The organism is Microcella alkalica, assembly GCF_014595885.1.
Lineage (GTDB): Bacteria > Actinomycetota > Actinomycetes > Actinomycetales > Microbacteriaceae > Microcella > Microcella alkaliphila_B.
This window is the reverse complement of the sequence record NZ_JABUKC010000004.1, coordinates 193483-205598: the sequence shown is the minus strand read 5'-3', so window position 1 is coordinate 205598 and position 12116 is coordinate 193483. Positions and strand designations below refer to the sequence as shown.

At 74.4% G+C, this 12116-nt stretch carries 9 protein-coding genes and 1 tRNA gene; 7 read left to right on the top strand and 3 right to left on the bottom strand.

Annotation, left to right across the window (positions count from 1 at the left end; translation table 11 throughout):
* Positions 1-212 precede the first annotated feature (212 nt).
* Positions 213-590 (top strand): hypothetical protein, encoded by a 378-nt coding sequence (locus tag ID804_RS11390; protein ID WP_169080200.1) that lies wholly within the window; start codon positions 213-215, stop codon positions 588-590.
* A gap of 61 nt (positions 591-651) precedes the next feature.
* Here the strand turns inward: ID804_RS11390 and bcp are convergent, their stop codons facing one another.
* Positions 652-1128, bottom strand: coding sequence for a thioredoxin-dependent thiol peroxidase (bcp, locus tag ID804_RS11385; RefSeq protein WP_169080198.1), 477 nt, complete (start codon positions 1126-1128; stop codon positions 652-654).
* Positions 1129-1294: 166 nt separating this feature from the next.
* Here bcp and ID804_RS11380 point away from each other — a divergent pair.
* Positions 1295-1367 (top strand) — tRNA-Lys (locus ID804_RS11380).
* A 12-nt stretch (positions 1368-1379) separates the two neighbouring features.
* Here the strand turns inward: ID804_RS11380 and ID804_RS11375 are convergent.
* Positions 1380-2708 carry a hemolysin family protein gene (locus tag ID804_RS11375; RefSeq protein ID WP_169080196.1) on the bottom strand — a complete coding sequence of 443 codons (1329 nt, stop codon included), beginning with the start codon at positions 2706-2708 and terminating at the stop codon, positions 1380-1382.
* 200 nt (positions 2709-2908) lie between these two features.
* Here ID804_RS11375 and ID804_RS11370 point away from each other — a divergent pair, with 200 nt between their 5' ends.
* Together ID804_RS11370 and ID804_RS11365 are read left to right on the top strand one after the other, a co-directional pair.
* Complete coding sequence (locus ID804_RS11370) at positions 2909-3541, top strand: LysE family translocator (RefSeq protein ID WP_317451281.1); 633 nt, start codon at positions 2909-2911, stop codon at positions 3539-3541.
* A 124-nt stretch (positions 3542-3665) separates the two neighbouring features.
* Positions 3666-6371 (top strand): AMP-binding protein, encoded by a 2706-nt coding sequence (locus tag ID804_RS11365; RefSeq protein WP_169080192.1) that lies wholly within the window; start codon positions 3666-3668, stop codon positions 6369-6371.
* On the opposite strand, the gene ID804_RS11360 is transcribed toward ID804_RS11365, so the two are convergent.
* Positions 6316-6522: a hypothetical protein gene (locus ID804_RS11360; RefSeq protein WP_169080190.1), complete on the bottom strand. Its 207-nt coding sequence runs from the start codon at positions 6520-6522 to the stop codon at positions 6316-6318. The genes ID804_RS11365 and ID804_RS11360 overlap by 56 nt on opposite strands.
* A 142-nt stretch (positions 6523-6664) precedes the next feature.
* Here ID804_RS11360 and ID804_RS11355 point away from each other — a divergent pair, with 142 nt between their 5' ends.
* Genes ID804_RS11355 through ID804_RS11345 form a run of 3 tightly spaced genes read left to right on the top strand, consistent with a single transcriptional unit; the run spans position 6665 to position 12036 of the window.
* Positions 6665-7243, top strand: coding sequence for a TetR/AcrR family transcriptional regulator (locus ID804_RS11355; RefSeq protein ID WP_317451280.1), 579 nt, complete (start codon positions 6665-6667; stop codon positions 7241-7243).
* 9 nt (positions 7244-7252) lie between these two features.
* The gene (locus ID804_RS11350; RefSeq protein ID WP_169080186.1) at positions 7253-10135 is read left to right on the top strand and encodes an MMPL family transporter; all 2883 of its coding nucleotides are present in this window, start codon (positions 7253-7255) and stop codon (positions 10133-10135) included.
* Positions 10132-12036, top strand: coding sequence for a YhgE/Pip domain-containing protein (locus ID804_RS11345; RefSeq protein ID WP_169080184.1), 1905 nt, complete (start codon positions 10132-10134; stop codon positions 12034-12036). Before ID804_RS11350 ends, ID804_RS11345 begins: the two co-directional genes overlap by 4 nt.
* Positions 12037-12116 lie beyond the last annotated feature (80 nt).

Here is a 12116-nt window from a genome sequence, read left to right as displayed (position 1 = left end):
CCTTCGACGAGACCTTCGGCATCGGGTTGACGGGCGCACCGCGACCTCGGCGAACCGAGGTGTCGAGTGGGGAGTGAAGAGGATCTTCAAGACGGCCCACGGCGCTGTAGGCGGTTCATCAACCTCGAATAGTCTGACCCGTAACACACTCGAAATCAAGAGTTTCAGCGAGGGCGATTTCCCTGAACGACACCGGCCGTACACCTCTCGTCGTGCTGCTCGTCACCATCATCGGTGCCGAGGCGGCGCTCATGGCGGGCGTCACGATCTTCCTCGGCTACGAGCTCGCGACGCAGCCGACGACCTCTGTCGCGACCGCGATCGCGCTGCTCGTCGTCGCCGCGATCGCCGCGTTCTGGCTGATCACGCTGACGATCGCGATGTGGCGCGGCCGTTCGTGGACGCGCGGCGGAGCGCTCGTGTGGCAGTTCCTGCAGGTCGCGGTGGGGGTCGGCAGCATCCAGGGCTTCCTGCCGCGGCCCGATATCGCCTCCTGGCTGCTGATCCCCGCGATCGTCGCGATCGTGCTGCTGCTGACACCTTCGGTGAGCGAACACCTGGCCAGGCACGACGACGGGCCCGAGTCGTAGGCGACTCGAGCCCGTCGGGGTCGTGCGATTCAGCGCCGCGGAGGCGCCGGCGAGGCGCGGCTCAGGCGTCGATGCCGAGCTTCTTGCGCAGGCTCGCCACGTGGCCGGTGGCCTTGACGTTGTAGAGCGGGTGCGTCACGACGCCGTTCTCGTCGATGACGAAGGTCGAGCGGATGACGCCCGTGACGGTCTTGCCGTACATCGACTTCTCACCGTAGGCGCCGTAGGCCTGGTGCACCGCGAGGTCGGGGTCGCTCAGCAGCGGGAAGTTCAGGTTCTCCTCCTCGGCGAACTTCTGCAGCGCCGGGCCCTGATCCTTCGAGACGCCGAGCACCTGGTAGCCGGCGGCGGCGAGCGAGTTGAGGCTGTCGCGGAAGTCGCACGCCTGCGTAGTGCAGCCGGGCGTCGAGGCGGCGGGGTAGAAGTACAGCACGACCTTCTTCCCGGCGTAGTCGGAGAGCGAGACGTGCTGGCCGTCCTTGTCGGCGAGCGTGAAGGCGGGCGCGGGCGCGCCGGCCTCGAGGCGGGCCTCGGTCATGAGGGGCTCCTTGCGAGATGAGAGGGCGGGGCGCGCCGGCCCTGCGGGCCTCGGCGCTCGCTGGTCAGTGTATGGATGCCCGCCCCGCACCGGCTGGACGCCCGCCGTGTGGAACGCGCCTCTCGATCTCTGCTATCGTTGCCTCTCGGTTCGCTCGTCGAACTGCGCACCTCTAGCTCAATTGGCAGAGCAACTGACTCTTAATCAGTGGGTTCCGGGTTCAAGTCCCGGGGGGTGTACGACAGGCCCGGTCAGCTCTCGCCAGCTGCCGGGCCTTTCGCATGCTCGGCGTCCTCCGCCGTGCTCGACGCGCGATCGAGCCGCACCACGGTGATGCGGCGGCGCCGCACCGTCGCGACCGTGAGCGTCGCGCCGTTGACGGCCACCGCATCCCCCTGCTCGGCGAGGCGACCGAGGCGCGCGACGACGAAACCGGCGACCGTCTCATACGGCCCCTCCTCGAGCGTCAGGCCCGTGAGCTCGGCGAAGCGGTCGAGCGTCGTGTCGCCCGGCACGGTCGAGAGCTCCGGGCCGGGCGTCTCCCGACCGCGCGCGCGGTCGGCGGGGTCGTACTCGTCGTGGACCTCGCCGATGAGCTCCTCGACCAGGTCCTCCAGCGTGACGAGACCGTCGGTGCCGCCGTACTCGTCGACGACGATGGCCAGGTGCGCGCCGGCGTCGCGCAGGGCCGCGAGCGTCGGCAGCACGAGCGCGGTGCCGGGCACGAGGGCGACCGGTCGAGCCAGCTCGTCGATGCGTCGTTCCGGCTGCTCGGCCCACGCGAGGTCGCGCACGTGCACGAAGCGGTCGATGTCGTCGGCGCTCTCGCGCAGCACCGGGTAGCGCGAGTACGGCTGCTCGCGCACCGCCTCGCGCGCCTCGGCGATCGTCATGCCGGCGCGCAGGGAGACGATGTCGCCGCGCGGACGCATGACCTCGACGATCGTGCGGTCGGCGGCGCCGAGCACGTCGGCGACGATCTCGCGCTCCTCATCGCCGAGCCCCTCGTGCGAGGCCACGAGCGAGCGCAGCTCGTCGTCGCTCATCGACTCGCCGCGGCGTCGCGGGTCGCCCCCGAGCAGCCGCACGACGAGGTCGGTCGAGCGACCGAGCAGCCAGATGAGCGGGCGCAGCAGGCGCGAGAGCGTCGCGAGCGGTGGCGCGACGACGAGCGCGAAGGCCTCGGCGCGCTGCAGCGCGAGCCGCTTCGGCGCGAGCTCGCCGAACACGAGGGAGGCGTAGGCGACGAGCAGCGTCATGACGACGACCGCGACCGTCTCGGCGGTCGCGCGCTCGAGCCCGAGCCCCTCGAGCGCGGGGGAGAGGTACGGCGCGAGCGCCGTCGCGCCGTACGCGGCGGAGAGAAAGCCGGCGACGGTGACGCCGACCTGCACCGCGGCGAGGAAGGTGTTCGGGTCGCGCGCGACGGCCGCGACGCGCGCGCCGCGAGCGCTGCGCGCCTCGAGCGCGGCGAGCTGGCTCTCGCGCAGCGAGACGAGGGCGAGCTCGGTGGCGGCGAAGACGCCGCCGATGCCGACGAAGACCGCCACGAGGGCGAGGTCGATCCAGAGCTGGTTCATGCGCGAGCCCCCGCCCGTCGGTCGCGGAGCAGGGGCCAGGGCCTATGGTGCGCGTCGTCCACGGCAGCACTGTGCCGCAGCGACTTCGGTGCGAGCCGAGAGCGCTGCGGGGCATCCGGATGCTCGCCTCGCGAACGTCGCCCGCAGCCGACGGCGACCGGCGTTCGGAGGCCGCTCGGCGCGGCCCTAGCATCGTGCTCGTGGTGTTCGGTCCCGAGCTGCTGGCGTTCGTGCTCACCTCGGTCGTCATCATCGTCGTGCCGGGGCCCGGCGTGCTGTTCGTCATCGGTCGCGCGCTCGCGCTCGGCACGCGCGCGGCCCTGTTGAGCGTGCTCGGCGGGGCGGTCGGGGTGGGGCTGCAGATCGTGTCGGTCGCGCTCGGGGTCGGCGTCGTCATCGCGCAGTCGGCTGTGCTGTTCACCGTGCTGAAGGTCGCCGGCGCGCTCGTGCTCGTGTGGCTGGGCGTCCAGTCGATCCGGCACCGGAGCGAGTTCGGCGAGGGCGAGCTCGACCCCGTCACCCCGCGCACCCGCACGATCGTGCGCGAGAGCGTCGTCGTGGGGCTCACCAACCCGAAGACGATCGTGTTCTTCGTCGCCGCGCTGCCCCAGGCGGTCGTGCCCGATGCCGGCGACCCCGCGCTGCAGATGATCGGGCTCGGCGCGATCTTCCTCGCCATGGGCGTCGTGAGCGACTCGCTCTACGGCATCGCCGCCGGCACCGCGCGGGAGTGCTTCGCCTCGAACCGGCGCCGCATCGCCGCCCTCCGCGCCGTCGGCGGCTGCGCCCTGATCCTGCTCGGCATCGGCATGGCGTTCGCCGCGCAGGGCTGAACGAGGGCACCCCCGCACGGCGCGAGTGTCGAGTGTGCAGGCCCGCGCGGCGGCCGCATAGCTTAGGCTTCCCTTACTCGCGGGCCGTCACGCTCGTCCGCGCCGCCGCCCCCTCCTCAGGATCATGACCGCTCCCTCGACGACCACCCTCGCCCGTGCCCGCGAGCTGCCGCTGCTCGCCGGAGCCGACGACGACGTCGCGCTCGTCGGGCCGCACGGGCGCGTCACCTACGGGGAGCTGCGCGACCGCGTCGCGGAGCGCTCCGCGCTGCTCGGCGCCGAGCGCAGGCTCGTCATGCTCGCCTGCCGGCGAGACGAGCAGACGATCGTGAGCCTGCTCGCCGCGCTCGCGGGCGGGCATCCCGTCGTGCTCGTCGATGCAGGGGAGGGGCCCGCCGCGACGCTGCGGCGCAGCATCCTCGACGCGTACGACCCCGACACCGTGCTCGACAGCCTCGACGGCGAGCTCGTGCTCGAGCACAGCCGCGACGGCAGCGCCCACGAGCTGCACCCCGAGCTCGCGATGCTGCTGAGCACCTCCGGCTCGACCGGCTCGCCGAAGCTCGTGCGGCTCTCGCGCGAGAACCTGCGCAGTAACGCCCGCGCGATCGCGGAGTACCTGCGGCTGACGCGCGAGGACCGCGGGGCGACCACGCTGCCGCTGCACTACTGCTACGGCCTGTCGATCGTGACGAGCCACCTGGCAGCCGGGGCGAGCGTGCTGCTGACCGAGCGCAGCGTCGTCGACCCCGCCTTCTGGAGCGACGCGCGCGAGGCCCGCGTCACCTCGCTCGCCGGCGTGCCGCACACCTTCTCGCTGCTTGAGGCCTCCGAGGCGCGACCCTTCGCACTGCCGAGCCTGCGCCTCATGACGCAGGCCGGCGGGCGCCTCGCTGCCGACCGCGTGCGCCGCTGGGCGGGCGAGGCCGCCGAGCACGGCGCCGACTTCGTCGTCATGTACGGCGCGACCGAGGCCACCGCGCGCATGGCCTACCTGCCGCCGCACCTCGCCGCCTCGCGCCCCGAGGCGATCGGCGTGGCCATCCCCGGCGGCGCGCTGCGCATCGACGCGCCCGATGAGGCCGGATGCGGCGAGCTCGTCTACACCGGACCGAACGTCATGATGGGCTACGCCGCGAGCACCGCCGACCTCGCCCGCGGGGCCAAGCTCGACGAGCTGCGCACCGGCGACCTCGCGCGCATCGCCCCGGACGGCCTCGTCGAGATCGTCGGGCGCGCGAGCCGGTTCGTGAAGCTCTTCGGCCTGCGCGTCGACCTCGACCGGCTCGAGACGCTGCTGGGCGAGAAGGGGCTGCCCGCCTACGCCGTGGAGGGCCCCGACGGCGTGCTCGTCGGCTCGCCGGCGACGGCCGCCGAGCTCGAGTGCGTGCCCGCCGTGCTCGCCGCCGCGACGGGCCTGCCGACGCGCTCGTTCGCGGTCGCGCGCCTGGGAGCGCTCGCGGTGACCTCGAGCGGCAAGCCCGACCGTGGCGAGCTGCGCGAGCTCGCCGAGCGGCTCGCGGCGGCGACCGCGCAGCTCCCGGCGGGCGAGGAGAGTGCCGTGTCCTCGGCGCGGGCCGCCGACGACGACCCCGCTGCGCTGACCGAGGCGGTGCGCGCCCTCTACGCGACCGTGCTCGACCGCCCCGACGCCGCCGCGACCGACAGCTTCGTCACCCTCGACGGCGACTCGCTCGCCTACGTCGAGGCCGTCGTGCGGCTCGAGCGCCTCGTCGGGGCGCTGCCGCGCGAGTGGCCGACCATGACGGCGGCCGAGCTCGGAGCCCTCGCGGCCGCTCGCGCCGAGGCGGGCCTTGCGGCCGCGGCGTCGACGGGCGACGGCGAGCGGGCATCCACCGCGACCGCCACCGCCGCGTCAGCCGCGTCGAGGCGGCGCTCGTCGTGGGCGCTCGTCACCGTCGAGGCGCCCGTCGCGCTGCGGGCCCTCGCGATCGTGCTCATCGTCGGCACGCACGCGAACCTGCTCGGCATCCAGGGCGGGGCGCACGTGCTGCTCGCGGTGCTCGGCTACAACCTCGCGCGGTTCCCGCTCGCCGGAGCGACGCGCGCGGCTCGCGTGCGCGGGCTCGTGCGCGCGACCGCGATGATCGCCGTGCCGGCCGTGCTGTGGATCGGCGGCGTCGCGCTCACCACCGGCGCGTACGAGCCGACGACCGCGCTGCTGCTGAATTCTGTGCTCGGCGATGCCTCCGGCTGGAGCGAGCAGTGGCGGTTCTGGTTCCTCGAGGCCGCCGTCTGGGCGACGCTGCTCGGCGCGCTCGCGCTCCTCGTGCCGGGCGTCGACCGGCTCGAGCGGCGCGCGCCCTTCGCGCTCGCCGTCGGCGTCGTCGTCGCGGCGCTTGGCGTGCGGCTCGCCGTCACCGGCGGCGTCACGTCAGGCGCCGTCGAGCGCTACGCCCTGCCGGGGGTGCTGTGGCTGCTCGCGCTCGGCTGGGCGATCGCGCGGGCCGAGACGGTCGGGCAGCGCGCGGCGGTCTCCGGCCTCGCGCTCATCGGCACGATCGGGTTCTTCGGCGATGTGCAGCGGGAGGCGGTCGTCGTGGCCGGGCTGCTCGCGCTGACGTGGCTGCGCTCGGTGCGCATCCCCCGCCTCGTCGTGCCGGTCGTGACGACCGTCGCGACGGCGTCGCTCTTCGTCTACCTCGTGCACTGGGAGCTGTACCCGCTGCTCGAGGACGACGCGCCGCTCGCGGCGACCCTCGTCTCGTTCGCGGCGGGAATCGCGGTGCACGCACTGTGGCGCGCGGCGTCGATCAGCTGTCGACGAGCTGGAAGGCGGGGTCGCCGGGCTTCTTCTGATCCTCGATGATCGTGCCGACCGCGATCGCGACGCTGATGCCCCAGCTGGCCCACATGAGGGCGAGGCGCCAGTCGCGCGGGCCCTTGCGGGTCGCATTGATGACGCTCACGGCCGAGACCGCGGCGCTCAAGATCGCGCCGTTGAACAGGTACTTGCGCACGAGTGCACCTCCATCGGATCGTCGCCCCACGCTAGCGGGCGTCGTCGCGATCGCGCCCGGAAAGCTGGGAGATGGGGGAGAGCGACCCCAGAACTGACCGCCCGGTCAGATGCTGACCGATCGGTCAGGTAGCCTCGATCGAGTGTCACGCTCCGACGACCTCCGCCTGATCGCCCTCGACGAGTTCGCCTCCGCTGGCTACGCCGCGACGAGCCTCCAGCGCATCGCCGACCTCGCCGGCAGCTCGAAGGCGAGCGTGCTCTACCACTACGACTCCAAGGAGCGCCTGCTTGAAGCGGTGCTCGCTCCCGCGCTCGACGACCTCGACGCGCTCATCGACACGACCGCCGCGCGCGGCCTCGAGCTCGAGCACCGCCCCGCCTTCCTCGAGGCCTTCGTGGACTACCTGCTGCAGCACCGCCAGGTCGTGCACCTCGTCATCAACCAGGGCTCGACCCTGGAAGACGTGCCCGTCATGCAGCGCGCCCTCGGCCTCATGCGCCGCCTCGCCGAGCTCTTCGACCTCGCGGCGAGCTCGCCCGTCGAGAAGCTGCGCTACGGGATCGCCCTCGGCGGCGCCGCCTACTGCCTCGCCGCCGCCCGGCAGCTCGCCGTCGAGGAGGAGGACCCGGTCGTGCTGCGCGCCGCCCTCCTCGCCGTCATCGGCGAGCTGCTGCTGCCGAGCGGCGCCCCCGCCCCGACCACGACCACCACCCACTAGGAGTCACCCATGGCCACCCTGCTCGCCCGCCTGGGGCGCTTCTCGTACCGCCGCGCCCGGCTCGTGCTCGTCGCCTGGCTGCTCGCCTTCGCCGCCGCCCTCGGCGGCGGGCTCGCCCTCGGCGGCCAGACGGAGGACGCCTTCTCGATCCCCGGCACCGAGTCGCAGGAGGCGCTCGACCAGCTCGACGCGCTCTTCCCGCAGGTCGCCGGAGCGAGCGCGCAGGCCGTCGTCGTCGCACCGGAGGGGGCCTCGGTGACGGATGCGGGCATCCGCGCCGAGATCGACGACCTCGCCGCCGACCTCGCCCGTGTCGACGGCGTCGAGGCCGTGCTCGGGCCGTTCGACGAGTTCGCCGAGAACCAGGTGAGCGACGACGAGCGCGTCGCGATCGTGCAGGTGCAGCTCGCCGGCACCTCGGAGGAGGTCAGCGACGCCACGCTGGAGGAGCTCATCGCGACGGGCGAGGGCCGCGAGGCGCGCGTCGAGTTCGCCGGGCAGGTCTTCCAGGACACGACCGTCGGCATCACCATCCTCGAGGTCTTCGGCGTCGTCGTCGCCGGGGTGGTGCTCGTCGTCACCTTCGGCTCGCTCGCCGCGGCCGGCATGCCGCTCGTCACGGCGCTCGTCGGCGTCGGCACCGTCATGGGCGGCATCCTCGCGCTCGCCGCCGCGGTGCCCGTGTCGAGCTCGGCACCGCTGCTCGCGCTCATGATCGGCCTCGCCGTCGGCATCGACTACGCGCTGTTCATCGTCTCGCGCCACCGCACGCAGCTCGGCCGCGGCATGGAGCCGGAGGAGTCGACCGCGATCGCCGTCGGCACCGCCGGCAGCGCCGTCGTCTTCGCGGGGCTGACCGTCATCATCGCGCTCATGGGGCTGCTCGTGGTGGGCATCCCCTTCCTCTCGGTCATGGGCATCGGCGCCGCGTTCGCCGTGCTCGTCGCGATCGCCGGCGCCGTCACCCTGCTGCCGGCCCTGCTCGGCCTCGCCGGGAGCCGACTCGTTCCGAAGCCCGGCTCGCGCGCCTGGCGCCGCGCCCAGCCCGAGGCCGAGCACGCCCGCACGATGGGGCGCCGCTGGGTGCGCGGCGTCATGAAGCGGCCCGTGCTCACGACGGTCGCCGTCGTGGCCGTGCTCGGCACCCTCTCGATCCCGACCTTCTCGCTCGACCTCAACCTGCCCGACGGCGGCAACGAGCCCGCCGGCTCGACGCAGCGCGAGGCCTACGACCTCATCGCCGACGCGTTCGGCCCCGGCACCGCCGGCCCTCTGCTCGTGACGGCCGACATCACGCAGACGACCGACATCCTCGACGACCTCGCGGGCATCCGGGCCGAGCTCGAGCGGGTCGACGGGGTCGCGAGCGTCAGCCAGGGCATCCCTTCGCCGGGTCTCGAGCTCGCGATCTTCCGCGTCGCACCCGAGACCGCGCCCGACGACCCCGCGACGAAGACCGTCGTGGCCGACCTGCGCGCGGCGGCGCCCGACATCGAGGCCGAGTTCGGCACGCCGCTGTCGGTCACGGGCGTGACGGCCGTCGGCATCGACATCTCCACGCGCCTCACGAACGCGCTCGTGCCCTTCGCCCTCATCGTGTTCGGCCTGTCGATCGTGCTGCTCATGGCGGTCTTCCGCTCGGTGCTCGTGCCGCTGAAGGCGGCGCTGGGCTTCCTGCTCACGGTCGGCACCGCGCTCGGCGTGACGGTCGCGGTGTTCCAGTGGGGCTGGGGGGTCGAGCTGCTGCACACCGAGGAGGGCCCGATCCTGAGCTTCATGCCGATCATCCTCATGGCGGTGCTGTTCGGCCTTGCCATGGACTACGAGGTCTTCCTCGTCTCCGGCATGCGCGAGGAGTTCGTGCGCACGGGCGACGCCCGGGCGGCGATCGAGGACGGCTTCGCGCACGGCGCCCGCGTCGTCACGGCCGCGGCGCTCATCATGTTCGCCGTCTTCGCGGCCTTCGTGCCCGAGGGGGCCAACCTCATCAAGCCGATCGCGCTCGGCCTCGCCGTCGGCATTGCGGTCGACGCCTTCGTCGTGCGCATGACGCTCGGCCCCGCGATCATGACCCTGCTCGGTCGCTCGGCGTGGTGGATCCCGCGCGCGCTCGACCGCGCCCTGCCCGACCTCGACGTCGAGGGCGAGCGTCTGCGGCACCTGCGCGAGCTGCAGGCGTGGGCCGAGACGCAGGGCGAGGTCGCGATCGTCGCCGATCGCCTCGCCATCGAGGGGGCGGATGCTGCGCTCACCCTGACCGCGCGCGCGGGCGACCGCGTGGCGCTGGTCGCCGATCGCGGCACGCGCTCGCTCGTGGCGGCGACCCTCGCCGGCCTCGTGCCCGCCGCGGGCGGCCGCGCCCTCGTCGCGGGCGCGCTGCTGCCCTCGCAGCCGGGCGCCGCCGCGCGCCGAGTGACGCTCGTCGACCTCGGCGGCGAGCGCGTGCCCGCGGCGACGACCGTGGGCGAGCTCGTGCGCGAGCGGCTGGCGCTCGCCCCTCGCGGCGCGCGTCGTGCCGCGACGCGCCGGGCGACCGCGCGGTGGATCGATCGCCTGGCCGGGCTGGCGACGCGACACGGCCTCGACGCGACGGGCCTCGACGACGCCGGCACGAGCGTCGCCGCGCTGCCCGCCGAGTCTCGCGCGGTGCTGCTCGCTGCGGCCGCGACGCTCGACGCCACCCCCGTGCTCGTGCTCGACGGCCGCGACGACGCCGTCGACCCCGCGGTGCTCGCCCGGCTTGACGACCTCGTCGTCGCGCTCGCGCCCGCCGGCGTCGTGCGCGTGTGGGGCTCGGCCGCCGCGATCCCGCAGGCAGTGCCCCTGCACCTCGACGACGCCGGGCATCCCGACCCGCTGACCGCCCTCTCGCTGCAGGAGACCGCTCGATGACCGCTTCGACTCCCTCCGCCCGCCCGGGCCGCTCGGGCGCGCGCGGCGCTCGCCGCTGGGCGGGCATCGTCGCCGCCGTGCTGGTGCCGCTCGGCCTCGTGGGCGCCGCCCTCGCGGCCGTCGGCGACGCCGATGAGGCGCTCGACCGCATCCCCGCCGCCGTCGTCAACGGCGACGAGCTCGTCACGACGACCGGCCCCGACGGCGAGGAGCAGCCGGTCTTCGCCGGCCGCCAGCTCGTCACCGAGCTCACCGGACCGGACGCCGCCGGCTTCGACTGGCGCGCGACGAGCGCCGAGCAGGCCGCGGCGGATCTCGCCTCGGGTGAGGTGCTCGCCGTGCTGACCATTCCGGAGGGCTTCTCCGCCTCGCTGCTGACCGTCGGCACGCCCGAGCAGGAGATCGCGCCGATCACGGTCGAGACCGACGATGCCCACAGCTACCTCGCCGGCACGATCGTCGAGGCGGTCGGTGCGAGCCTCGCCCAGCAGTTCGGCGACACCGTCACGGCGCAGTACCTCGCGGGCCTGCAGTCGGGCCTCGGCGAGCTCGGATCGGCGCTCGGCGAGGCGGCCGACGGCGCGAGCCAGGTGGGCGGCGGCATCGCCGAGGTCGGCTCCGGCGCAAGCGCGCTCGGCGACGGCATCGCCGCGCTCGGCTCGGGCGCCTCCGCCTCCGCGCAGGGTGCCCGCGAGCTCGCCACGGGGCTCGAGCGCTACACCGGCGGCGTCGCGGGGCTGTCATCGGGTCTGGCGCAGCTCGACCGGGGCGCCGCCGGGCTCGACCAGCTCGCCCAGGCGGTGACGGGAGCCGATCAGCTCGCGCAGGCGACGGCCGCTCAGCTGACCGCGCTCGTCGCGGCGGTGCAGGCCTCGAACCTCAGCGACGCCGACAAGCAGGCCTTCATCGCCGCGCTCACGAGCGCGCAGACGGCCGCGGGCACGACCGGCGCGATCGCGCCGCAGCTGCAGGGCGCGATCGACGGCGTGCAGGGCGGCATCGCCGACTCCGCCGAGGGCGCCGCGGCGCTCGCCGGCGGCGGGCCGGCCCTCGTGCAGGGGGCGGATGCTCTCGCCGACGGCCTCGGAGCCCTCAGCTCCGGCGCCGCCGAGGCCAGCGCCGGAGCCGGCGAGCTCGCCGCAGGGGCCGACGCCCTCGCCGCGGGCGCCGACGAGCTCGCGGCGGGCCTGGCCGACGGCGCCGCGCAAGTGCCCGAATCCGGAGACGCCGAGCTCGCGGCGTCGCCCGTCGCCGTCGAGGCCGAGCGCGCCAACGCCGTCGACGGCCTCGGCGGCGTGCTCGCGGCGACGCTCGTGCCGATCGGACTGTGGCTCGGCGCGCTCGCGACGATGCTCGTGGTGCGCCCCGCGGCCTCGGCCGTGGTCGGCACGGCGGCGACCGCGGGGGCGATGCTGCGTCGGGTGCTCGCGCGGGCATCCCTCGTCGCCGCCGGCCAGGCGGTCGCGGTGACGGTGCTGCTGCTCGCGACGGGCGTGATCGGTCTCGACCTCGCGCTCGGCGTGCTGGGGCTCACGCTCGTCATCGCGCTCGCGCTGACGGCGCTGCACGCGGCGCTCGTGCTCGGGCTCGGCCCGGCGGGCCTGACGGTGTCGTTGCTACTGCTCGCCGTGCAGCTCGTCGCCGCGGGCGGGCTCGTGCCGGTCGTGGCGCTCGCCGAGCCGTTCCCGACGCTGAGCGGGGTGCTGCCGCTGTCGGCCGCGGTCGACGGCCTGCAGGCGCTGCTCGCCGGGGGAGACCCCGCGCGCATCGGCGCCGCGCTGGGCGCGATGCTCGTGCTCGGTGCGCTCTCGCTCGTGGTCGCGCGACTCGCGATCGGGCGCAGCCGTCGGCGCGAGGCGCTCGCGGCCTTCGCGCCCGGGGCGCTCGCCGCGCGGGCGTAGGCGCATCCGCCCCCGTCCCTCGCGGGAACGATGGCGGCAAGACAGGCGAACGGGCCGCGGAGATCGATCTCCGCGGCCCG